We start from the raw sequence: 23408 nt of genomic DNA, 5'->3' as shown, positions 1-23408 counted from the left end.
GCCTATCCCCATGGCGGCTCCACCCCTTCGACACGATACTCGCGCTGCAGCGCGCGCTGAAGGTTGATGCAGGCGAAGGCCAGGATCACCGCCACGGGAAGCCCGGCGGTGATGGAGGCCGTCTGCAGGCTGTCCAGGGCGTCGGCACCCCCCACCACGAGGAGTGTTGCCGCCACCATTCCCTCCGTGATCCCCCAGATCACGCGCTGGCGTCGCGGTGAACGCTTGCTGCCACGGGAGATCAGCGCGTCCACCACGTGGGTACCGGAGTCCGAGGAGGTGACAAAGTAGGTGGCGATGAGCAGGGTCGCCAGTGCCGAGGTGATTCCGGCCAGCGGCAGCTGTTCCAGCGTGGCATACAGCGCCACGGTCGTGTCCTCCGCGACCGCCGCGGCGATGCCGTCGCCGCCCTCGCCGAGGGCGATCTCCAGTGCCGTGCCGCCGAAGGTCGCCATCCACACCAGCACGAAGGCGGTGGGCATCATCAGCACCCCGATGATGAACTCGCGGATGGTCCGGCCGTGGGAGATGCGCGCGATGAAGATCCCCACAAAGGGCGACCAAGCGATCCACCACCCCCAGTAGAAGATGGTCCAGCCCTTCTGCCACTCCGAACCGCCCATGGGATCCGTGGACAGGCTGAGCTCGATGAGCTGCTGCAGGTAGCCGCCGGTGGCGTCGAGCAGGAACCGGATCAGGAACAGCGTCGGGCCCAGCGCCAGCACGAACAGCAACAGCAGTAGCGCCAGGGCGAGGTTGAACACGCTCAGCCATTTCAGCCCGCGGTCGAGCCCCGAGATCACGGAGAGCACGGCCACCATGGTGATGGTGGCGATGATGCCCACCTGGGACCACTGGGACACCGGCAGGCCGATGAGCAGGTTGAGCCCGGTGTTGAGCTGCATGGCGCCGAAGCCCAGGGAGGTGGCTAGGCCGAACAGCGTGCCGAATACCGCGAGGATGTCGATGAGGTGGCCGATGGGGCCGTAGACCCGATCGCCCAGTAACGGGTAGAAAATGGAACGTATGGTCAGCGGCAGCCGGTGGCGGTAGCTGAAGTAGGCGACGGACAGCCCGAGCACCACGTAGACCGCCCAGGCGTGCAGCCCCCAGTGGAAGAAGGTATAGATCATCGCTTGGCGGGCGGCCTCTGGCGTGCCGCCGTCGCCCGCCGGCGGGCTCTGGAAATGGAGGATGGGCTCGGCGACGCTCCAGAACACCAGTCCGATGCCCATGCCCGCGCTGAACAGCATGGCAAACCAGGCCGCTAGCCCGAAGCGCGGCCGGTCCTCGGGCTGCCCCAACCGGATGCGCCCGTAGCGGCTGAACAGGAGGTAGACGAGGAAGGCCAGGAACGCGGTCACTGCGAGCAGGTAGATCCAGCCCAGGTACTCCGTGATGAAGGCATGGAGCCCGCCGAACACCTCTCCGGCGGTCGCCGGGGCGAGCACCCCGAAGAGCACGAAGGCGGTGACGATGATCGCCGAGGCCGTGAATACCGTGGGGTTGACGGTGGAGAAGAACTGCTCGGGGCGCACCGGTGGCAGGTTCCGTGGCATCAGGCCTTCCCCCCGTCGCCGTCGCGGCCGGAGGCGTCGACGATACCGCTGACCTCGGCGCGGTCGAGGACATGCCCCTTCATCGCGCGCTCCAGTTGCGGGCGGGTGGCGCCGTCCTCGAGCTCCAGCTCGGCGTCCAGGGCCAGGACGGTGAAGCGGTAGTGGTGTTGTCCCTCCGGAGGGATGGGGCCGAGATAGCCCACCTTGCCGAAGCTGTCGGTGCCGATGCGGCAATCCTCTGGCAGGTTCACCGCGTTGAGCGAGCGGGTCTCCGGCGGGATGTTCCAGGCCAGCCAGTGGGTGACGGTGCCGAGCGGTGAGTCCACGTCCTCGAGGATGAGCGCAAGGCTGTGGGCCGGCGCCGGCACGCCCTCGATGTGCAGCGGCGGCAGCTCATTGGCGTTGGGGGCCGTGTAGCGCCAGGGGATGAGGCCGCCGTCAGTGAATGCGGGGCTGGATAGTCGCATGTCGCCGCCTCCCGATGGTTCCGGCGCTAGCCTAGCATCCCCGGCGGGCGCTTCGCGCGCCGTGCCGGCACGGTTAGACTGGGGTCCTCGGGCCTTCTGCCCCATCCCCGAATTGGCAACCGCACGAAGGAAAGGGATAGCAATGAGCAACATCTTCAAGAAGATCGTCGATGGCGAGATGGACGCCGACATCGTCTTCCAGGACGATCGCGTGACCGCGTTCCGTGATATCGCCCCGAAGGCGCCCACCCACATCCTCATCGTACCCAACAAGGTCGTCGAGACCGTGGATGACATCGCCGACGAGGACGAGGCGCTGGTCGGGCACATGGTCCTCGTGGCGAGGGATCTCGCGCGCCAGGAGGGGATCGCCGAATCCGGCTACCGGCTGCTGCTCAACTGCCGGGAGCATGGAGGCCAGGAGGTCTACCACCTCCACCTGCACCTCATGGGCGGTCGCCCCATGGGGCCGATGGTGACCACGTAGCGCCCGTGCAATCGTATCGCGCGCCGTGCCTAACGGCGTCCCTCGGTGGCCCTCCTCTCGTCCGTGGCCGGGGTGAACGCCCGGGTTTCCGCGGTCGGGCTCGCTTCGCGGGCCCCGGGTGACGCCGGCGAGTCGATCTCCACGGCGGCGATGCGGGCCTCGGCGTCATGGTGCAGGGTGGCGACGCGGGCGCCCTGTAGTGCCGAGAGCTTTGCGGGCAGCAGACGGAAGTGTCGTTCCAGTGCCGTGTTGGTTATGGGCTGGGGGGCACGCCGGCGGTCCACGCCACGGAAGCGGGCCCAGTTGTAGCCCGCCCACCCGAGGAAGATCCCTGCGGCGACCAGAATGACCAGGGTATAGACGCGCACGGCTAGTACCGTGGCGTAGGGATCGTCGAGGACGTGCCCGGCGAAGAGCTCGACCCCCAGGATCCAGCCCAATAGGCCAAATGCGGGCGTTAGGAGATAGACGTACACGATCCAGCCAGCAAGGTTGATCAGTTGGCTCACCCGTCGCCGCCGCCGGGGTTCGAGGGACGGCAGGTCGATGATCGGCGGGATGCGCGGGCGTGACTCACTCACGGGGCTGCCCCTCCGCAGGGCGTAGGCCGCGGTCCGGGCTTACCCAGCGGGCGCGTTGCCCGGGGCGGCTGCGCAGCGCCCGGGGAAAGCCGAAGACCGTGGTGAGTATGGACAGCAGCCAGAAGGCGAGGGGATACCAGATCACCCAGAACAGATTGCGGAAGAAGCGCTTGTCGGGCTCGTAGCGCCGGTCGATCAGCAGACTAACTAGGAACTGCACCAGCGCGGTGGTGCCGAGCATCACCCCCGCCCACTGGGGGATGAGACTCGCATCGTTCCATTCCCCGGGTAGGTCGAAGACCAGTGCCGCCAGGAAGACCAGCAGCAACACGAAGATCAGGTACGACCAGGCAATACTTACGACATACTCCAGTGCCACCCCCCAGAGACGGCGCTTGCGCCACTGCAGGAGGGTGCGCCGATGGCGAAGCAGGGTCTCCACCCCACCCTGGGCCCAGCGCAGACGTTGCCGCCACAGGCCACGGAAGGTCTCGGGGACATAGATATAGCACAAGGCATTGGGTTCGTAGCGCAGGTCCCAGTGATCCAGTTGGAGTCGCCAGGACACGTCAATGTCCTCGGTGACCATGTCGGGGCTCCAGTAACCGATGCGGTCCAGGGCGGTACGACGGAAACCGGCGATGACCCCGGAGACGGTGAAGACACGCCCGTAGGTGCGCTGGGCCCGCTTGATGAGTCCGATGATCGCCGAGAACTCGCCCACCTGGAGCTTGCCCAGGAGACTGCTCCGGTTAAGCACCCGGGGGTTACCGGTGACAGTCCCCACCCGGGGCCATGAGGTCAGGTGGTACATGAGCCAGCCCACGGCATGGGGATGCAGCATGGCGTCGCCGTCTACGCAGATCAGATACTCGTTCCTGGCGGCGACTGTCCCGCTCTGAAGGGCGATGGCCTTGCCCTGGTTGGTGGCCAGATGGATCACCCGCAGGCGCGGGTACTGCGCGGCCAGCTCGTCGAGGAGCAGGCCCGTGCGGTCTCGGCTGCCGTCGTTCACGGCGACAATCTCGAAGTCGGGGTAGCTGCTGGCGTGGGCGTAAGCAATGGTGTCCCGCAGGTTTGCCTCTTCGTTGTAGCAGGGGATGATGATGCTGCACGGGGGTGTCTCCGCAGCCGGCGCCGGGTCGTCAGGGCCGTAGCCCGTGCCGCGCTCGCGGTGGAAGAAATACCAGAGCCCGCCGCTCATCCAGACCCAGGCCATGATCAGCGGGAAGAGAAAGGCGAACTCCAGCAGCCACTCAAAGACCATTCGGCGCGTTCCTCATTTGCGGTGCGGAAAGGCGTTCAGGGAGATGCCCTCAAAGGTGGGTCCGAAACGTGGCCGGTCGCGGAGGAAATCGTCCGGGTAGTAGGCGAGGTTCAGGGCGCCGCGGCGCATGAGCTGCCGCATCCACTGGCGCAGTGTCGTGCCCTCCACCCAGTCTTCCCCCTCCCGCCAGTCGCGGGCTTGGAGCTCGAAGACGACTTGCTCGAAACCCCCGAGCTGTGCCTCCACCGCGTCGACGAGTTCCGCGAGCCATGCCTCCGCCGGGAGCTCGGTGCCATCCAGCCACGGCATCGCCATGAGGACCACCTCGTCGTAGCGCTCGGCGAATACCGGCAGCGACTGGGCGAAGCGGGACTCCGCGGACGGATCGAGTACCACCCGCGGGTAGAGATTGCGGGCGCTACGAAAGTCGGTGGACCGGCTGACGTGGTGGCGCAGTGCGGCCACCGCCTCGTCGGCAAAGTCGACCAGTACCCGTGTCTTCTCCCGCGGGCTCAGGCGGCAGTCCTCAAGCGGCCGGTCGTGGCCCGGCCAGCGTGCGTCCGGGCGGCACGCGGTGAGATCCTCGTCCTCGGCGAGATAGGCGTCGTCATGGATCAGCACGCCGTGGATACCGCTGGCGGCGCGGCCGAGGTCGGCGTAGATCTCGCGCACGATGGTGAGTGTCTCCGGCAGGAACGGGCTAAGACGCCGGTAGTTGCGCCCGGACGCAACGGGCTTCCCGTCCGGGCCAGGGCGGGTGACACGGTGCTGGATGTTCCCTTCCGGCAGGTCGAAGGCCAGCAGGGGCATCCAGGCGTATACACGCACGCCGGCGCGGGTGCGCAACTGCCAGGCCACCCGATTGAACAGATCGGCCCGCACGGGGAGGTGGCGGTTCGGGAAGTACATCGCGGCGGCATTGCCATCCCCGTCCGGGTCGGCGAAGGCCTGGAGGTAGACGCTTCGCACCCCCATGCGTTGGACACGCTCCAGCAACCGGCCGAGGTTCCGGTTGGTCTGCTCCGGGTCCGGGTCGTGGATATAGTCCAGGTCGACATGCACCGCCCGCTGGGGTTCCGGCCGTTCCGGGAATGGCGTCGCCGATGGCCTCGCCTCGCGGGCGATGGCCAGGGGGCGGGGGCTGTCCACTACCAGCAGACGGTTGAACGAGCGATCCGCTGGCTCGTTCAGCGGATGCCCGCCGAGGGAGAAGGACCAGGGCATGCCCACTTCCCCGGCGATGTGATCCACCTCGGGGGTGTTGGCGCCGTATGGCCAGACCATCGCCCGCGGCGGCCGCCCGACCACGGCCTTGATGGCCTCGCGGCTGCGCTCCAGGTCCGCGCTGATACGGGTCTTGAAGGCGTCGTCGCCCTCGTAATCGCCCGTCTGCGGGTCGAAACGACGAGCAATCGCCGCGGGCTGGAGATTGCCCTGGGGGTTGGCAAGGATCCCACGGTGGAGGTCGTGGCTGTGACTGGCGAACTCGACGAGCCCCGAGGACTGCAGCTCCCGCAGGGCCGCGCGGTCCACGAATGCGTCGGCCCCCAATGAGCGCTCGTTATATCGGACCGTGCCGGCCGGGCCCGTGAAATCCTCTCCGGAGTATCCGGCCGACTCCCCCAACCACACGGTCTCCAGCCAGCCCGTCTGCAACGCCACCAACGCCGGGTAGCCATAGGCTTGCAGGAGCGGGAAGACATGGCTGTGGATGCTGGCGAGGCCGTCGTCGAAGGTCAGCAGTACGGCGTTGGCGGGAAGCGGCCGGCCGCCATTGGCGGCATCGATGATCTGCTGCAGGGCGATCGGCTGCCAGTCGTTCGTCCGCATCCAGTCGAACCATGCCGCCAGCCGCTCCGTGCTGATCGCGTACGGGTCGGGGTCCCGCTCCGGGATCACGTCGTCGCGGACGTCGTGGAAGCTGATGGCCATGAACTGTCCCGCACCGATGGCATACGGGGCGGGAGAGTCCGAATCGGCGACGGCCAGCGCCGGGGCCAGGGTCAGCACGAGGGCGGCGAGCAGGGAACGCATCAGAAGGTCCCCCGCAGTCGGAGCAGGCCATAGGTGCGCCGTTCCCGGTCGCCATCGTAGACCCGGGAGTCCCAGCCGACGCCGTAGTCCAGTGACCAGCGGCGGGTCATGTCCCACCGGTGCTCGTAGCGCAGCTCGACTACAGGGTCGCTCCCGAACCCGCTTTGGTCGGTGACACCGGCACCGGCGTGGAAGTGCTGGACCAACTTGCGCTCGTAGCGTCGCCAGGTGATCCAGTCGTGGTTCCCACGGACGCTCGCGGTCGCCATGTGCCGGGGATTGAAGTAGGCCCCGCCGGGCTGGGTGTTGTGCTGGTAATAGCCGTCGATCCCGACGTCGGTGGTGTGGTGGGCCCTGGCGTGGACGCGCCGGGTGCCGCCGACCCGCGCGGACCAGCGGTGATTGCCGTCATCAAGGTCCAGCACTCCCAGGCCGGCATAGGCGGACAGGGACTCGCTGCCGCGCCAGTCCGCCGACACGGTGGCGTGCCGCCCGGTTATCCCTACCTCGTCCGCGCGCAGCGGTGTCTGTAGGGAGTGGCTTGCGGCCTCGGCGCCGACACGCCAGTGGTCGTCGAGCCATTGTCCCCAGCCCGCGGCGACGCCCGGCTCCGGGTCGCCCAGGCGCTCGCGATCCGCCCTTAGCCAGGCCTCGCCGCGTCGGGCGGACCACTCCAGGCCCGCACCCAGGCGGTCGTAGCGTCCCTCAGTCTCGTCGAAGGTCGCCGTGACCCGGCGGTGCTCGATAAAGCCGCGGATGTCCCGGGCCGTCCAAGGGGAGCTCAGGCGGGTCCGCAAGGTGCTGTCCCGATTGCCGGAGACCCGTGTATCGCCGCCACTGGTGCGGCCTACCGTGATCTCGCTCTCCAGGGACGGCCGTGAGCGGTCGGTCAACGCCCAGGCGTGCCGCTGTACGCGGGTGTTGTTGGGGAAGTCCACGGCAAGCCCTTCCACGGTCTGAGCCCAGGTATGGAAATCCCCGAGATCCCGGGCATTGGCAGCCTGGTTGAGCCGGGTCTCCAGCCCGTCCGGTGACCAGGCCGCTGCCATCCGGGTCAGCGACTCGGCCTCCTGCGGCCAACCCCGCCAGCGGGCGATGCGGGCCCGCGCATTCCACGACCCGGCATCGGCGGGCGCCCGCCCCACCAGGGTCTCGCTGCGTTCCCATGCCAGGGCGTGCTGCTGGCGGTACGCGGCATCCAGGCTCCAGAGCCGGTCAACAGGCAGACGCTCCCAGTTGATCCGTGGCCCCCTGCCGGCTTCGGACGCGGGGAGCCATGGTGGGGTGTGCCGCTCCAGGGAGCCGAGGATCTCGGCTGCCTGCGCGTACTCCTCCCGGGCGAGATGGGTGTAGTAGAGGGCCAGCTGCAGCTCCACGGACGGGACCTCTGTCTCGGCGGCCACGGAGCGATAGAGGGCCAGCGCCGTGTCCGGACGTCGCCGATCGAGGTAGGCGTCGGCGGCGGCCTGGCGGGCGTACGGCGGGATGGCTCGATCGCGTGGCAGTGCCTCGTAGGCCGCGATGGCCTCCCGCATGCGTCCGAGCTCGCGCAACACATAGAGGCGGTCCAGTCGCGCACGTCGGTGCTGGGCATGCTCGCCCGGGACCCGCTCGAGGAAGTCCTCCAGCCGGAGGAGTACCGAGGCGAGGGGGGCATTGCGCTGCTCGAACTGTCCCGCGTCCTCGAGCAGGCGTCGGGCGTCCAGGGCATCGTGTATCGCTGCCGCGAGGCCATCCGCCTCCAGGCGGTACAGGGTGTCCGCTGTGAAGAGATCCCCACGCGCCCGGGCACGCTCGAGGGCTCGTCCCAGGCCTCCGTTCGCCCAGAGCGAGAGGACCTGTTCGGTGTAGGCCCCCGTGTGATCGCGATCGAGGAGCAGGGCCCGGTTGGCCAGCTGCAGAGCTTCCCGCGGATGGCCGGCCCTTCGCAGGCCATAGGCCATCTGCGCGAGCGGTGTCGGGGCATCGGCTACGGGACGGATGGCACTGAGGGCACGGTACGCGCGATCGGGCTGCCCGGCCTCCGCCAGCGTCACCCCATAGAGGATTTCCGCCGTCTCTCCGAGCCGTTGGCGGGATTCGTGCAGGACCCGTGCGGCGTCGGCGAACCGACCGCGGTCCCGCAGCGCGCGCGCCCAGTCTAGGTGGGCGTAATCGGGGATGACGGTTGGGTCCCTACCCTGCATCACCCGGACGATGGCCTCGTTCCGGCCGGCCTGGCGCCACAGGACAACAAGGTCGGCGAGCACTCGAACGTTCCCAGGATCAAGGTCCTGCAGAACACGCAACCTCTCGATGGCCTCATGCAGGTGTCCGTCGCGGGCTAGGGCCACCGCCGCCTCTCGCTGTGTCTGCACCGGCTCGGCGGCCTGGAGTGCTGGGCCGGCCCCGATCAGGACCGCGCAGGCGAGCAGGCCGAGTCCATGCCGACGGAGCGCTACCCGCAGTGGATGTAAGGGGTCAGGGGCGCGTTGGCCCCGGTATTGGCTCATGGAGTGCCCGCTGGCTGGTGCAATCTGCGATGCCGCAATGTGATGGAATGCCGGAAAAGCAGTGTACCGCGGGAAAATGTGGAAAGGTTAACAGAATGCTCGACGGGGTGTGACCGGTCAGAACGGCCAGACCAGTGGCGCAAGCGTGACCGTCACCGCCATGGTGAGGAAGTTCAGCGGCAGGCCGAAGCGAAGATAGTCGCCGAAGCGGTAGCCACCGGGCCCGTAGACCATCAGGTTGGTCTGGTAGCCGAGCGGCGAGGCGAAGCTCGCCGAGGCGGCGATCATCAGCGTGATCAGGTATGGCGTGGGATTCACCCCCATGCCCTCGGCCGCTGACAGCGCGATGGGGAAGACCAGCACGGCCGCGGCGTTATTGGTGATCAGTTCGGTGAATAGCGAGGTTATGGCGAAGACCGCCAGCAGTGCTAGCCAGGGTTGACCGCCCACTACTTCCACCAGGCCGCGGGCCAGGGTGGTGGCGGCCCCGCTATTGGCCATCGCCTCGCCAATGCCCAGTGCCGCGCCGATGACCAGTAGCACCGTCCAGTCGACGTTGCGGCGGGCCTCGTTGGTGGTGGCGCAGCCGGTGACCACCATCGCCCCGGCGGCGAGCAGTGCGGCGTTCAGCATGGTCAGTACCCCGGTGGCGGCAGCGGCCACCATGCCCGCCAGGGCCGCGATGGCGATCCAGGCCTTGTCGTGGCGGCGCGGGGTGGAGTCGTCGATGCGACTGACCAGGAAGAAGTCCCGGCCGTTGCGCTGGCGCTGGAGGAAGCTCGGATGGGTCTCCAGCAGCAGGGTGTCGCCGGCCTGCAGCACGATGTCGCCGATCTTGCCCTTCAGCCGCCGGCCGCCCCGGGCAACGGCCACCACGGCGGCGTTGTACTCGGTGCGGAATCGTCCGGCGCGGATGCTCTTGCCCACCAGCGGGCACTCGTTGGAGACCACCGCCTCCACCAGGCAGCGCTGGTCGCGTCGGCCCTGGAGCTTGTGGACCTGGTCGGTGGCCGGCTGTAGCCCGCGCATGCGTTGGAGATCCACCACGGATTCCACCACGCCGGCGAAGACCAGCCGGTCGCCGCCCTGCAGCCGCTCGCTGGGGGCCACCGCTGGCAGGACCTGGCCGTCGCGCTCGATCTCGGCGAGGAACAGCCCCGGCAGGTGGCGTAGCCCGGCCTGCTCGATACTGCGCCCCACCAGCGGTCCCTTGGGCTCGACGATGACCTCCGCGGTGTAGCGGCGGGGGTCTTCGTCGATATCCAGCGTGGAGCGGTTGTCCGGCAGCAGCCGGGAGCTGAACACCAGGATGTAGGTAAGCCCCAGCACCGCCGCGGGGACGCCGATCCAGGCGAGGTCGAACAGCGCCACGCCTTCCAGGTCCTCCCGGCCCTGCATCAGCCCGGCCACCACCAGGTTGGTGCTGGTGCCGATGAGGGTGCACATGCCACCGAAGATCGAGGCATAGGACAAGGGCAGGAACAGCCGCGAGGCCGGCAGCCGGCTGCGCTTGGCCAGGTCGTTGACCACCGGTAGGAACATGGCCACCACCGGCGTGTTATTGAGGAACGCCGACAGCGCGGAGATGGCCGGCAGCAGCCGCAATTGTGCGGTGAGTAGCCGGCGCGGGCGGCCGATGATGGGCTCGGTGATCATCTGCAACGCGCCGGTGTAGATCAGGCCCGCAACCACCACGAACAGCAGCCCCACGGTCACCAGCCCCGGATTGCCGAAGCCCGCCACGGCCTCTTCCGGGCTCAGCAGACGCTCGGTCCCGGTGAGGGCGGTGGCGGTCATGAGCACGGCGAGGCCGCCGAAGAGCAAAGCGGCAGGGGAGGCGAGGTTGCGGGCGAGGCCGGTGACGATGCCGATGACCACGGCGACGGTGAGCCAGGCTTCCCAGGTCAACGATGCGCTCCCTGCAGCAATGGGTTCATGCCCCGCCGGCGGCGGGGCGGGGGACCGGATGGCACATACTACCGGGGTGCGGGCCGGTACAGCCACCGGCGTCATGGTCCGGGGGGTCAGTCGTGGAAGTGGCGTCCGGCGGTGACCTCGGGGACCACCTCGGCGCGCACGACGAACTCGCCGAAGGCCTCGTCCGCCTCGCGTTCCGCCGCATAGCGGTGAAACAGCGCGCGAAGCTCGGCCAGGATGGTCGCCTCGTCGATGTTCTCCCGGTACAGCTTGGCGAGCCGTGAGCCGGTGGGGTTACCCCCGAGATAGAGGTTGTAGCGGCCCAACGCCTTGCCCACGAAGCCGATCTCCGCGATGTAGGGCCGCGCGCAGCCGTTGGGGCAACCGGTCATGCGCACCACGATGGGTTCGTATTCCGGATCCAGGCCGGCGTCGCGCATCAAGTCCTCCAGTCGGTCGACAAAGGCGGGGAGATAGCGCTCGCTCTCCGCCATGGCCAGCCCGCAGGTGGGGAAGGCCACACAGGCCATGGAGGCGGCGCGGAGCGCGGAGGCGTCGCGCTCCAGGCCGTACTCGTCGATCAGCGCCTGGATGCGTTCACGCTCCGCCTCGGCGACGCCGGCGATGACGATATTTTGGTTGGTGGTAATGGCGATGTCGCCCTGGTGGGCCTCGGCGATGGCGCGCAGGCCACTCATGATCCGGCGGCCGTCGCCGAAGTCCGCTACCCGGCCGTTCTGCACGAATAACCCATAATGCCAGTCGCCCTCGTCGCCCTGGTACCAGCCGAGGCGATCGGTGTTGGCCTCGAAGTGATACGCTCGAGGCGGCTTGAGCTCATGGCCGAGGCGGCGCTCCATCTCTCCCCGGAACCAATCCACGCCGTGGTCGTCGACGGTGTACTTCAGCCTGGCGTGCTTGCGGTCCGCCCGGTCGCCGTGGTCGCGCTGCACGAGCATGATCTTCTCGGCGACGTCCACCACCTGATCGGGTGCGCAGAAGCCGATCACGTCGCCGAGCCGCGGGTAGGTGGCGGGCTCGCCGTGGGTCATGCCCATGCCGCCGCCGATGGTGACGTTGTAGCCGGCGAGTGCGCCGTCGTCGCCCGTAATGGCGATGAAGCCGATGTCGTGGGCGAAGACATCGACATCGTTTTCCGGCGGTACCGCCAAGGCGATCTTGAACTTGCGCGGCAGATACTGGCGGCCGTATAGCGGCTCGCATTCCTCGTCCGGGCCGCCGGCGACCCGCTCCTCGCCGAGGAAGATCTCGTGATAGGCGCGGGTACGTGGCAGCAGCCGCGCGCTGATCTCGTGGGCGAGCTCGTAGGTCCGCCGGTGCACCGCCGAGCGCCGGGGGTTGGCGCTGGCGATGACATTGCGGTTGACGTCGCCGCAGGCGGCGATGGTGTCCAGGGCGACGGCATTGATGCCGCGGATGTGTTCGCGGATGTCGCGCTTGAGCACGCCGTGGAACTGGAAGGTCTGGCGTGTGGTGAGCCGCAGCGTCCCGTTGGCGTAGGTGCGCCCGAGATCGTCCATCTTCAGCCACTGGCCGGGGGTCACTACGCCACCGGGCAGGCGCACCCGCACCATAAAGGAGTACAACGGCTCGAGCTTCTGCCGGCGGCGCTCGCTGCGCAGCTCCCGGTCATCCTGCAGGTACATGCCATGGAATTTGGTCAGCTGCAGGCTGCCCTCGCTGATCCCGCCAGTGACGGGATCCGAGATCTCGGCATCCAGGTCACCGCGGAGGTAGTCGCTTTCCACCTTGAGCCGCTCGTTGGCGCTGAGCTCTTCGAGGGGTCGGCTGATGTCGTTCATGGCGTTCAGTAGACGTCGCGTTGGTAGCGCTTGGCCTGCTGCAGGCCGCGCAGGTATTCCTTGGCGCCCTCTGCGTCATGGCCGCCGTGCTCCTGGACGATCTCAAGCAGGGCCTGGTGGACGTCCGGGGCCATGCGCTCGGCATCGCCGCACACGTAAAGATGGGCGCCGGCCTGTAACCAGGAGAAGAGCTCGGCGCCGTTCTCGCGCAGCCGGTCCTGGACGTAGACCTTCTCGTCACCGTCGCGGGAGAAGGCGACCTCGATGCGATCGAGTACGCCGCGATCCCGCCAGGCGAGGAAGTCGGTCTGGTAGAGGAAGTCTGTCTGGAAGCGCCGGTCGCCGAAGAACAGCCAGTTGTTGCCCTCCGCCCCCGTCTCCTCGCGCTCGGCGAGGAAGGCCCGGAACGGCGCGACCCCGGTGCCCGGGCCGATCATGATCGCTGGCGCCTGCGGGTCCGCGGGGAGCTTGAAGTTCTTGTTGCGGTCGGCATAGACGCCCACCTTCTGTCCCGGCTCCAGGCGATCCGCGAGGTGAGTGGAGGCCACGCCCTCGCGGCTCCGCCCGTGGCTCTCGTAGCGCACCACCGCCACCGTGATGTGTACCTCGTCCTCGTCGGCGCGCTGACTGGAGGCAATGGAGTACAGTCGCGGCGGCAGCCGACGCAGGGCGGCGACGAAGGTCTCCGCGTCGAGGCCTTCCACGGGATAGTCGCTGACCACATCGATGATCTGGCGGCCCTCGAGGTAACTGCGCAGCTCATCTCGGGTGGCCTCGCCAAGCAGCGCAGCCAGCTCTTCGGCGCCGGAGAGCTCGGCCCAGCGCTCGAGGAACGGCCGGGTGAGGGTGGTGATCTCGTAGTGTCGGGTCAGGGCCTCTGCCAGGGGCGTCCCGTCCTCGAGGTCGGCCTCCCCGTCGAGCCCGGTGGCCGCCAGGAGCTCCTCCACCAGCGCCGGGTTGTTTTCGGGGACCACCCCCAGGGCGTCGCCGGGTTCGAAGGTCAGCCCGGAGCCCTCCAGGGAGAGCTCGATGTGTCGGGTCTCCTTGTCCGAGCCACGGCCATTGAGCAACACGTTCTCCAGGACTTCCGCCGGGAAAGGGTTCTTGCGGTCCCAACGGGCCGTCCCCCGCGCCTCCGCCATGGGGATGACGTTACTGGTGGCGGGAGCGCTGGCGCCGGCGAGCTCCGAGAAGCGTTCGAGCACCGAGTCCACCCACTGCGCGGCGGGTTCCTCGTAGTCCACGTCGCAGTCGAGGCGCTCGTGGATGCGCTCGGCACCGAGCTCCGTGAGGCGGGCGTCGAAGTCGCGGCCGGTCTGGCAGAAGTGCTCGTAGCTGGAGTCCCCCAGGGCGAGTACGGCGAAGCGGCTGTCGGCGAGCTTTGGCGCCTTGCGCCCGTTCAGGAGCTCATGCAGGGGCTCCGCGGTGTCCGGCGGCTCCCCCTCGCCGTGGGTGCTCACCACCACCAGGAGGTTGGTGATGGTCTTGAAGTCCTTCTTGCCGAAATCCGCCATGTCGGCGCGGCGTACCGAGAAACCCCGGGCCTCTGCACGCTCGGCGGCGAGCTCGGCGACGCCCTCGGCATTGCCGGTCTGGCTGCCGTAGAGGATGGTCAGCTCGGGCTGCGTGCCAGCCGCGGACTGCGGCCGGGGTTCGGTGTTGGCAGCGCTGCCCGAGGCGGCGGACAGGCCGGCGAGATAGCCGCTCAGCCAGGTCATCTGGTCGTTGCGCAGGGAGCCGACCAGGGTATTGAGCTGCTCGGCCTGCTCGGCGCTGAGCGGGCTGTTAGTCTCGAGTAAGGGGCCTTGCGCCATGCTGTGGTCCTCTGCTGATCCCTCGACGAGTCAGGGGAAGCATAGACCGCAGCGATTTAGATCGAAAAAGTATAAATGTTTATGTATTTATTCGCTGATGAGATTTTGTCACACCCGGCGACGCCCGGCCCTGCGCGTATTGCCTCCCGCATTGCCGATTACCGCCGTGCTCCCGGCGTTTCGATAGCGGCGCATGTGGCTTTCGAGCTCGCGACGCAGGTTGTCCTCGAATGATCGTGCGTCCAGCTCGGCTTCGACCTGGCGCTGCAGCTCCCGGAGCTGCTCGCTTCCCATCTGTTCCAGATCGAAATCCTGCCGGATCCGGGTCGGCTGTGTGGATGAGCTCATGGCTGGGCTGGGTTGCTCCCGATAAATGGTTTGGGGAATGCGTCGTAACTCTGTATGGCCATCAAGGGGCCGCTTCAACCCTCAGGGTTGTTGAACTTCTCCGCAAGCTGTTGGAGCTTGCGTTGCTGGCGCTCCTCCCGGTTCGCCCGGCGTGGCTTGCCGCCGTTGCGTTGGCGCCGCCGCTCGGCCGCCCGCTTCTTCTGTTCCTCGCGCCGGGTGCGCGCGTGCTCGATGGCTTGCTCGGTGACCTCGCCGCCGTCGCTACCGTCGAGGGCGACGCGCCGGCGGCCCGCGATGATCGCCTCCAGGTAGGCCGGCGAGTGCGTATAGCGGGCGAGGGCCTGCTTGACCAGCCAGTTGGGGGTCTCCGCCAACTCCTCGTCGCGGTTGAGGTCGGCCCGCAGGGATTCCTGGATGCCGATGGCCAGCGGTCGAACCTCGTCGCGTTCCCGGGAAAAGGCCTGCGGGTAGCGCTCGAGGAGCCGATCGAGGAAGTCCCGTGCCCGCTCGGCGCGGCGGCGTTTCTGGTTCGCTGTGTTGGACATGGGGACGGCGGTACCCGGCGTTCTGCGGCTTTGGCGAGAAAGCATACTGCAAGCGAAAGCGCCGGCCCACCCCCGGCGACCGATGAGACGGCGTTCACGGCGTTTATACTGGCAGGGAAACAACGAGCGATGGCGTATATCACGATACAGGAGGGAAAGCGATGAAGTCTCAAGCATGGTTTTTGGCAGGTTCGGTGGCGGCGGCACTGACGCTGGCCGGTTGCAACACTAACCCGGTGCTCGGCGGTGCCGATTCCACCGTAACCGGCTCCGGCGGGGCCGCCGGCGCGCAGAATGCGTCCCAGGAGCTGCAGCGCTGTAGCCGGCCCATCGGCACCGCCGCCCTCTACGAGGGCAACTACAGTGGTCTGCGTCAGGCCGGCCTGGAGAGCCCATTGCCGCTGATCCGCGTGATGATGGCCCAGAGCGGCTGCTTCCGCGTGGTCGAGCGGGGCCAGGCATCGAGTGCCCTGAGAGAGGAGCGGCGTCTCGCCGAGAGCGGGGAACTGCAGTCGGGCAGCAACATGGGTGGCGGTCAGATGGCCGCGGCGGACTTCGTGCTCACGCCCAACGTGGCGTTCAAGGATCCCGACTCCGGCGGCGGTTTCGGTGGCCTGGGGGCACTGCTGCCCGGTCTCGCCGGTGCAGTGGCCGGCGGCATTAAGACGGAGAACCTGGAGGCCCAGACGACACTGCTGCTGAGCAATGTGCGCAGCGGTGTGCAGGAGGCGGCGGCCACGGGTACCGCGAAGAAGACGGATGTCAGCTTCGGTGGCTTCGGCTGGGCCGGCGGCGTCGCCGGTGGCGGTGGCGCGTATCAGGATACCGAGATCGGCAAGATCGTCACCGCCGCCTTTGTGGACGCGCACAACAACCTGGTCACCCAGATGGGGGCCATGCAGCCGAGCGAGCAGCGCGAGCAGCTAGGCGTATACCGCACGGCCACCTCGCTGAACCTGCGCTCGGGCGCCAACGGTGACGCGCCGGTGCTCGCCACCCTGACCGAGGGTACGGCGGTGGTGCCCACCGGTGAGCGTCAGGGCGACTGGTGGCAGGTCCAGGTGCAGGACACCGGCCGCAACGGTTGGGTGCACTCCGACTACATCACCCGGGAGTAACCGGGCGGGCCCGCCGGGCCGCTGCGCCGGCCCGGCGATCGGGGCATCGCCGACGGGCTTGTGTTCGGAGGTGGGCGAACGCATATCATGGGGGCAGGAACGAAACCGCCGCAGGCAGGTGAGGGTTGATGAATCGCCACCATTCCATCGAAAAGCAGCAGCTCGTGCGCATGCTTGAGGATGCACCATTCGAGCACTTGACCAGCAGCGTCCATGTGCTCGAGGAGGACCGGCGTGACCAGCGCCACGAGCTCGCGGGTGTCTCCATCTACTCCAACGCCCAGGGCTGGATGGCGCAGATCAACTGGCGGGCCGTGGTGGATAGCGATGAGGTCACCCTCCGCGTCGGCGACTCTGCCAGCGGAGAACGCGCCTACGAGCTCCGCGACGAGCAGCGCATGCAGGTCAGTGTCGAGGACGAGGGTGGCGAGCCGGTCAGCGAGGACGAGGTCTCCGCCATCGTGGCCCAGTCGCCACTGGCCAAGAGCTGGGAGCAGGACGTGGTGGGCGTGCTCAAGGAAACCCGCGAGCGTCAGGCCACCGTTCACTGAGGTCCATTCCTCCGAACCCGAAACGCCGCTAGATCGCCGGGGCGTCCACCCTTATGGCTCAGGTTTCGTCCACCCGGACCCGGACGTAGGAGCCGGGCGCTTCCTCGATGGGGGTAAGGGCCCCGTCTCCGGGCGAACGGGCCGGCACCTCACCGCCCGAATGCCGCTGAACCCATGCCAGCCACTCCGGCCACCAGGAGCCCTGATGCTCCTGGGCCGCTGCCAGCCACTGCTCCGGATCCGCGGGCAGACGGCCATGGCTCCAGTAGCCGTATTTCTGAGAGCCTGCCGGGTTGATCACGCCGGCGATGTGACCGGAGCCGCCGAGCACGAAGCGCTTGCGTCCGCCATGGAGTAGGGCGCTGCGGTAGCAGGAGTGCCACGGTGCGATGTGATCCCCGCGGGTGGCGACGAAGAAGGCCGGCAGGCGGATGGCCGAGAGATCGATGGGCTCGCCCGCTAGCTCGATGCCACCCGGCTCGCGCAGGCGGTTCTCCAAGTACATGTTGCGGAGATAGAAGCTGTGCATGCGCCGGGGCATGCGGGTGGAGTCCGAGTTCCAGTACAGCAGGTCGAAGGGGGCGGGGTCTCGGCCCAGTAGGTAGTTGTTCACCACGAACCCCCAGATCAGGTCATTGGCCTGCAGCAGGTTGAAGGCATTGGCGAGGTGGGTCCCCTCCAGGTAGCCGCGCGCGTTCATGTCCCGCTCCAGGTAACGGATCTGCTCCTCGTCGATGAATACCGACATCGGCCCTACGTCGGAGAACTCCAGCAGCGAGGTGAAGTAAGTGGCGCTCTTCACCCGCTGATCGCCCCTTGCCGCCATCCAGGCCAGGGTGCAGGCGAGCAGGGTGCCGCCGATGCAGTAGCCGATGGCGTTGACCTCGCGCTCGCCGGTGGCCGCCTCGATGGCATCCAGCGCCGCTAGCGGCCCCTCCAGGAGGTAATCGTCAAAGCCCGTCTCCGCGTAGCGCTGATCCGGGTTGACCCAGGAGATCACGAATACCGTCAGGCCTTGTTCCACTGCCCAGCGGATGAAGGATTTCTTGGGAGTGAGGTCGAGGATGTAGTACTTGTTGATCCACGGCGGGACGATGAGCAGCGGCCGGCGGGCCACCGTGTCGGTGGCGGGGCTGTACTGGATGAGCTGCATCAGCGCGTTCTGGTAGATGACCTTGCCCGGCGTGGCGGCGATGTCGCGACCGAGCTCGAAGGCATTCGCGTCGGTTTGCCGGATCCGCAGTAGCCCGCCCCCGCGGGCCAGGTCTTCGGTGAGGTGGCGCAGGCCGCGGAGAAGGTTCGCGCCGCCGGTGCGCAGTGTCTCGGCCAAAACCTCCGGGTTGGTGGCGGCGAAGTTGCTCGGGGCCAGGGCATCAGCGAACTGTCGTGTGTAGAACTCCACCCGGGCCCGTTCGTGGGCATCGAGGTCCGTGGAGACGTCGTGGGCGCTCGCCAGCAGCTCGCGGGCGGTGATGAGGTACGCCTCGCGTAGGTAAGCGAAATACGGGTTTTCCTCCCAGCCTTCGCCTCGGAAACGGCGATCGCGGGGATCCAAGCCTTTGGCCGGTGGTTGCGGTTGCCCGGCAAGACGGAGCGCGTTTCGCTGTGTGAGTTCGGCGTATTCCCCCCACAGCCGGACCTGCGCGGCGGCGACGCGCCAGGGATGGGAGAGGGAATGCGTCCCTAGCGTGGTGTAGGCCTCGGCGACCACGCGCGGGTCCGGGAGGGTGAAGTAATCGCCGCGGAGTTGGCGGCCCATCCAGTCGGCCCACACCCGCGGGGCCGCCTGCCACAGGCGGGTGAAGTCCTCGTTGAGCCGCCCCGCGATCGGGTCGTCGCCGCCTTCGGCCTCGCTCATGGGCCCTCTCCTCGCTTCGCATTGATCCGCAACGGCCGGGCGAGCCACGCACCGAGCCATCTCAGCCCCCGACCCAGGGCCCGAAAGGCGCGGGCAAAGGTCTGGGCGCGGAGTGCCGCATTCCGTTGCTCGACGGCCTGGAGTTCGGGATCGGGGGTGTGGAACGCCATACGGCAAGGATACGCCGGGTGTCCGGGTTACGGGCAATCCGGGATGACCCGTAGCTCGAGGTTCGCGCCTCAGCGAGTCTTTCGGATAGTGGAAGACTATCGTTTACGCGGAAACTTTCAATTGGCTGCATCGTGATTCGCCGTCTAGCTTTACAGGGTGTGAGGACGCCGGTGACCTATCCGAGGGGTCGGCGCCTGCGCCGAACGGGGCCCGCCGGGCCCGGTGACAAGCACGCGCCACTGAGTCCCCGTTGACGGGGTGCGGTGGCGCTACAGACGCAAACGGAGGAAGAGACGATGGCCGCGAATGCAAAGGATATCGGCGGCACCGGCAGGTGCCCGGTGATGCACGGCGCCCGTACTGCGCTCCACGGTGACGGGCCGGGAAATGACTACTGGTGGCCGAACCAGCTCAACCTGAGCATCCTCCACCAGCACTCCGCCCTGTCCAACCCGCTCGGGGAGGATTTCGACTACCGGGAGGCGTTCGAGAAGCTCGATGTAAAGGCCCTCAAGGAGGACCTCAAGGCCCTGATGAGGGACTCCCAGGACTGGTGGCCGGCGGACTACGGCCATTATGGCCCGCTGTTCATCCGCATGTCCTGGCACGCGGCGGGGACCTATCGCGAGGGCGACGGCCGTGGCGGCGGCGGCACGGGGGCGCAGCGCTTCGCGCCCATCAACAGCTGGCCGGACAACGGTAACCTGGACAAGGCCCGCCGGCTGCTGTGGCCGATCAAGCAGAAATACGGTAACCGCATCTCCTGGGCCGACCTGATCATCCTCGCCGGCAATGTCGCCCTGGAGGACATGGGGTTCAAGACCTTCGGCTTCGGCTTTGGTCGGGAGGACATCTGGGAGCCAGAGGACGACGTCTACTGGGGCTCGGAGACCGAGTGGCTCGCCGACAGCGGCCATGAGAAGAGCCGCTACTCCGGGGAGCGCGAGCTGGAGAACCCCTTGGCCAACGTGCAGATGGGGTTGATCTATGTGAACCCCGAGGGGCCGGACGGTGATCCCGACCCGCTGAAGGCCGCCCATGACATCCGTGAGACCTTCGCCCGGATGGCGATGAACGACTACGAGACGGTGGCGCTCATCGCCGGCGGGCACACCTTCGGCAAGTGTCACGGGGCGGTGGCCGAGGACAACCTCGGCCCGGAGCCGGAGGCGGCGCCGATCCAGGAGCAGGGCCTCGGCTGGCACAACCGGGCCGGCATGGACCCGGAGCACGCCATGACCAGCGGCCTGGAGGGCGCCTGGACGCCGCAGCCGACCCACTGGGACAACGGCTACTTCGACATGCTGTTCGGCTACGAGTGGGAGCTCACCAAGAGCCCCGCGGGCGCCTGGCAGTGGACGCCGAAGGACGTCGCCGACACGGATCTCGCGCCGACGGCCCATGACTCGTCCCAGCGGGAGAAGACCATCATGCTCACCACCGACCTCTCGCTGAAGGTGGACCCGGCGTACGAGAAGATTTCCCGGCGCTTCCACGACAATCCCGAGGAGCTGGCGGACGCCTTCGCCCGGGCCTGGTTCAAGCTGATCCACCGCGACATGGGCCCGAAGTCGCGCTATCTCGGCCCGGAGGTCCCCGAGGAGGATCTCATCTGGCAGGACCCCGTCCCGGCGGTGGACCACGAACTGGTCGACGAAGCGGACATCCGGGCACTCAAGGGGGAGATACTGGCGACCGGGCTCGCGATCCCGGAGCTGGTCAAGACAGCCTGGGGCTCGGCATCCACCTTCCGCGGTTCCGACAAGCGTGGCGGTGCCAACGGGGCACGCATCCGCCTGGCGCCGCAGAAGGACTGGCCCGTCAATGAACCGGCCACACTGGCCAGGGTGCTGGAGAAGCTGGAGGGGGTGCGGAAGGCCTTCAACGACGCCCAATCCGGCGGCAAGCGGATCCCCCTCGCCGACCTGATCGTCCTCGGCGGCAATGCCGCCATCGAGGCGGCCGCGAAGAAGGCGGGCTACGACATCGAGGTGCCGTTCCGGCCCGGGCGGACCGACGCGTCGGCGGAGTGGACGGATGAGAGGTCCTTCGAGGTGCTGGAACCGGTGGCCGATGGCTTCCGCAATTTCCTCAAGGACCGCTTCACCGTCTCCGCCGAGGAGATGCTCCTCGACCGGGCGCAGCTGCTCACCCTCACCGCCCCGGAGATGGCGGTGCTGATCGGCGGGATGCGGGTGCTCAACGCCAATACCGATGGTTCACGCCACGGCGTGTTCACCGAGCGGCCGGAGACGCTCACCAACGACTTCTTCGTCAACCTGGTGGACATGGGCCTGAAGTGGGTGCCCACCTCGGATGAGGAGGAGACGTTCGAGCTCCGTGACCGGGGGACCGATCGGGTTCGGTGGACCGGCACGCGGGTGGACCTGGTGTTCGGCTCCAATTCCCAGCTCCGCGCCATCTCCGAGGTCTACGCCCAGGAGGATAACCGGGAGAAGTTCGTCCACGACTTCGTGGCCGCGTGGAACAAGGTGATGAACGCCGACCGCTTCGACCTGGCCTGATCGGGCTAAGCCGGGCCCCCGGAGGCGATGGTTCTTCGGTCGCTTCCGGGGTCCGATCACGTTGCGAACCCCCCAACGTTCCCTGATTCCGCCGTTATCGGCACCACTAGGTTCGCTGCCCGCGTGCTGTGGCCAACGGCAGAGGCCACAGGTAGCGTCAGGGAGACGGTGCGAGAGACCGTGATCTAGCAGGCATCCAGCACGTGAGCCCGGTTACCCGGCGGTGACGCGGTCTGATGGCAGGCAGCGTAAAGGTATGAGCCCTCACGAAGCCGATCGGACAGGGGAATCGCGACGGGTCAACGGTCCGAACGGACTGACGTTCCTCGCCACGTTCCCGAGCAACCGCGACGGACATCTGCTCGGACCCTCCCGGAACAACCTTGCGAGACTCCCCACCTAGAGAACCTCCGCTACCGCGATCCACGGCGGGCTATCCTGTGAGCTGCTTCAGGTTGGCAATCGCCTGTTTCTGGTGCGTGGCCATGCGCGCCGATGCCGCTTGCATGCGCGGATTGTTCCGGTGTTCCCGTGCACCGCGGCCGATATTGAGGCGGGCGCGCTGTAGCCACTCCTGCAGATCGGGCTCCCGGCTCCAGATCATGTCGGCCAGCAGGGTCAGGCGCATCGTCGGAATCCAGTCGCGGGCTGAATCGGCTAGCGGGTTCGGTGAGCAAAGGCGATTGCGCTCGGTGTCGTCATCGCGCGCCGCTTCGACGTAGCCGGTGAGAGCCGCGCTGAAGGGCAGCATGCCGAAGCGGATGGCCTGCAACGTGATCCGCCCCGGCTGGAAGATGGGGCGGCCGGCACGCTTGCGGATGCCCTCTGCGGTGCAGTCCACGTACACTTCGCGAGGATTCGTCGCGACTGTGCCGCGTTCGAGCACGACCCGTCCGGCTTCGAGGTGGGTCACCCGGCCAAGGCGAACGACGTTGTCGATGCGACGCAGGGCATCACGCTCGCCGGCACTCAAGATCGCACCGCGGTACATCGCCGGGGGGACTTCCGGATCGAGCCGGTGCAGCAGGCTGCCGTTGTCCAGCCGCTCGAACAGCTCCGGGGCGCTTCCGGCACGGGCCGCCGCCTCGACGTTGCCCGACATCCACTCCATGAATGCCGGCACACGCGCAAGGGGCTGCAGGACACCGCGGTCGATCAGCCAGCTGTCGCGCGACCGGATCCAGCGGATCCGCGCGGCCTCGACCCCCTGATCCAGCAGCCAGCTGCAGGTATCCATCGCCGTCTTGCCGGCACCAAGAATGGTGTAGCTGCTGCCGGGCTCGGACAGGCGCGTCAGCCCCGTCGGCGAGATCAGGCGCGCATCGGGGTCCACGCTGAATGGCGGTACATGCGTCTCCGGGACCGAGGCCTCCAGCCAGGTAGCATCGACCAGCCGGCGGCGCACGTGCACCGTCGTCTCCCGCCCGGTCAACCGGGACAGGAGCACGTGCTCGCCGTCGCGCTCACCGACATAGTCGGTCATCGCGTGGAAACGGACACGGCCCGACGGCAGCAGCCGCTCGTCCAGGACACGGCCGTAGTACTCACAGATCTCGGCCGCCGTGGCCCGCTCGTAGCAGCCCTCGTCCGGACCGGAATCGATAAGCCGGTCGGCACCGAGGTGCATGGAGTTGACACCGTAACAGGCCGAGGGCTGGTGTAGGCGGACAAAGGGATAGGCGTCATGCCAGTGGCCTCCCGGCCGGTGGCGCCTGTCGGCCAGGACCACATTGGCATCTGCCGCCTCGATCAGCGCATCGACGAACGCCATGCCGAGGGCGCCGGCGCCGATCACCAGGTAGTCGGTCTCGATGGTTGCCATGACCACACCTCCCGCATCGCTGCTGTACC

At 67.8% G+C, this 23408-nt stretch carries 17 protein-coding genes; 4 read left to right on the top strand and 13 right to left on the bottom strand.

What is annotated here, in order from left to right:
- Window positions 1–2: 2 nt before the first annotated feature.
- Window positions 3–1559, bottom strand: a complete 1557-nt coding sequence (locus tag ACQ754_RS04170) for a BCCT family transporter (RefSeq protein WP_440995735.1) — start codon at window positions 1557–1559, stop codon at window positions 3–5.
- Window positions 1559–2026 (bottom strand): YbhB/YbcL family Raf kinase inhibitor-like protein, encoded by a 468-nt coding sequence (locus ACQ754_RS04165; protein WP_440995734.1) that lies wholly within the window; start codon window positions 2024–2026, stop codon window positions 1559–1561. The genes ACQ754_RS04170 and ACQ754_RS04165 overlap by 1 nt, the downstream gene beginning before the upstream one ends.
- Before the next feature lie 142 nt (window positions 2027–2168).
- On the opposite strand from ACQ754_RS04165, the gene ACQ754_RS04160 reads away from it, so the two are divergent.
- Window positions 2169–2513: a histidine triad nucleotide-binding protein gene (locus ACQ754_RS04160; RefSeq protein ID WP_440995733.1), complete on the top strand. Its 345-nt coding sequence runs from the start codon at window positions 2169–2171 to the stop codon at window positions 2511–2513.
- 29 nt (window positions 2514–2542) lie between these two features.
- Here ACQ754_RS04160 and pgaD read toward each other — a convergent pair whose 3' ends face one another.
- From pgaD to ACQ754_RS04115, 9 genes are all read right to left on the bottom strand, one after another.
- A complete protein-coding gene (pgaD, locus tag ACQ754_RS04155) occupies window positions 2543–3094 on the bottom strand; it encodes a poly-beta-1,6-N-acetyl-D-glucosamine biosynthesis protein PgaD (protein ID WP_440995732.1) in 552 nt (183 codons plus the stop codon).
- Window positions 3087–4361 carry a poly-beta-1,6-N-acetyl-D-glucosamine synthase gene (pgaC, locus tag ACQ754_RS04150; protein ID WP_440995731.1) on the bottom strand — a complete coding sequence of 425 codons (1275 nt, stop codon included), beginning with the start codon at window positions 4359–4361 and terminating at the stop codon, window positions 3087–3089. Before pgaC ends, pgaD begins: the two co-directional genes overlap by 8 nt.
- Window positions 4362–4373: 12 nt before the next feature.
- Complete coding sequence (gene pgaB / locus ACQ754_RS04145) at window positions 4374–6395, bottom strand: poly-beta-1,6-N-acetyl-D-glucosamine N-deacetylase PgaB (protein WP_440995730.1); 2022 nt, start codon at window positions 6393–6395, stop codon at window positions 4374–4376.
- The gene (gene pgaA / locus ACQ754_RS04140) at window positions 6395–8887 is read right to left on the bottom strand and encodes a poly-beta-1,6 N-acetyl-D-glucosamine export porin PgaA (protein WP_440995729.1); all 2493 of its coding nucleotides are present in this window, start codon (window positions 8885–8887) and stop codon (window positions 6395–6397) included. Before pgaA ends, pgaB begins: the two co-directional genes overlap by 1 nt.
- 117 nt (window positions 8888–9004) lie before the next feature.
- The gene (locus tag ACQ754_RS04135; RefSeq protein ID WP_440995728.1) at window positions 9005–10795 is read right to left on the bottom strand and encodes an SLC13 family permease; all 1791 of its coding nucleotides are present in this window, start codon (window positions 10793–10795) and stop codon (window positions 9005–9007) included.
- 116 nt (window positions 10796–10911) lie between these two features.
- Complete coding sequence (cysI, locus tag ACQ754_RS04130) at window positions 10912–12627, bottom strand: assimilatory sulfite reductase (NADPH) hemoprotein subunit (protein WP_440995727.1); 1716 nt, start codon at window positions 12625–12627, stop codon at window positions 10912–10914.
- A 5-nt stretch (window positions 12628–12632) separates the two neighbouring features.
- Window positions 12633–14441 (bottom strand): assimilatory sulfite reductase (NADPH) flavoprotein subunit, encoded by a 1809-nt coding sequence (locus ACQ754_RS04125; RefSeq protein WP_440995726.1) that lies wholly within the window; start codon window positions 14439–14441, stop codon window positions 12633–12635.
- A gap of 108 nt (window positions 14442–14549) precedes the next feature.
- Complete coding sequence (locus ACQ754_RS04120; protein WP_440995725.1) at window positions 14550–14789, bottom strand: hypothetical protein; 240 nt, start codon at window positions 14787–14789, stop codon at window positions 14550–14552.
- A gap of 74 nt (window positions 14790–14863) precedes the next feature.
- Window positions 14864–15334, bottom strand: coding sequence for a ProQ/FINO family protein (locus ACQ754_RS04115; RefSeq protein WP_440995724.1), 471 nt, complete (start codon window positions 15332–15334; stop codon window positions 14864–14866).
- Between the two features lie 161 nt (window positions 15335–15495).
- On the opposite strand from ACQ754_RS04115, the gene ACQ754_RS04110 reads away from it, so the two are divergent.
- Together ACQ754_RS04110 and ACQ754_RS04105 are read left to right on the top strand one after the other, a co-directional pair.
- Window positions 15496–16452 (top strand): SH3 domain-containing protein, encoded by a 957-nt coding sequence (locus ACQ754_RS04110; RefSeq protein ID WP_440995723.1) that lies wholly within the window; start codon window positions 15496–15498, stop codon window positions 16450–16452.
- Between the two features lie 128 nt (window positions 16453–16580).
- Window positions 16581–17003 carry a hypothetical protein gene (locus ACQ754_RS04105; protein WP_440995722.1) on the top strand — a complete coding sequence of 141 codons (423 nt, stop codon included), beginning with the start codon at window positions 16581–16583 and terminating at the stop codon, window positions 17001–17003.
- A gap of 58 nt (window positions 17004–17061) precedes the next feature.
- Here ACQ754_RS04105 and ACQ754_RS04100 read toward each other — a convergent pair whose 3' ends face one another.
- Entirely contained in the window at window positions 17062–18861 is a 1800-nt protein-coding gene (locus tag ACQ754_RS04100; RefSeq protein WP_440995721.1) for a PHA/PHB synthase family protein, read from the bottom strand.
- A 515-nt stretch (window positions 18862–19376) separates the two neighbouring features.
- On the opposite strand from ACQ754_RS04100, the gene katG reads away from it, so the two are divergent.
- Entirely contained in the window at window positions 19377–21557 is a 2181-nt protein-coding gene (gene katG, locus ACQ754_RS04095; RefSeq protein ID WP_440995999.1) for a catalase/peroxidase HPI, read from the top strand.
- 433 nt (window positions 21558–21990) lie between these two features.
- On the opposite strand, the gene ACQ754_RS04090 is transcribed toward katG, so the two are convergent.
- On the bottom strand, window positions 21991–23379 hold the full coding sequence (locus ACQ754_RS04090; protein ID WP_440995720.1) for an NAD(P)-binding protein: 1389 nt from the start codon (window positions 23377–23379) through the stop codon (window positions 21991–21993).
- Window positions 23380–23408 lie beyond the last annotated feature (29 nt).

Origin of the sequence: Arhodomonas sp. SL1 (assembly GCF_052060015.1) — a bacterium.
GTDB lineage: Bacteria > Pseudomonadota > Gammaproteobacteria > Nitrococcales > Nitrococcaceae > Arhodomonas.
Note: the sequence above shows the minus strand (reverse complement) of the source record. Positions and strands in the feature narration are given on the sequence as shown.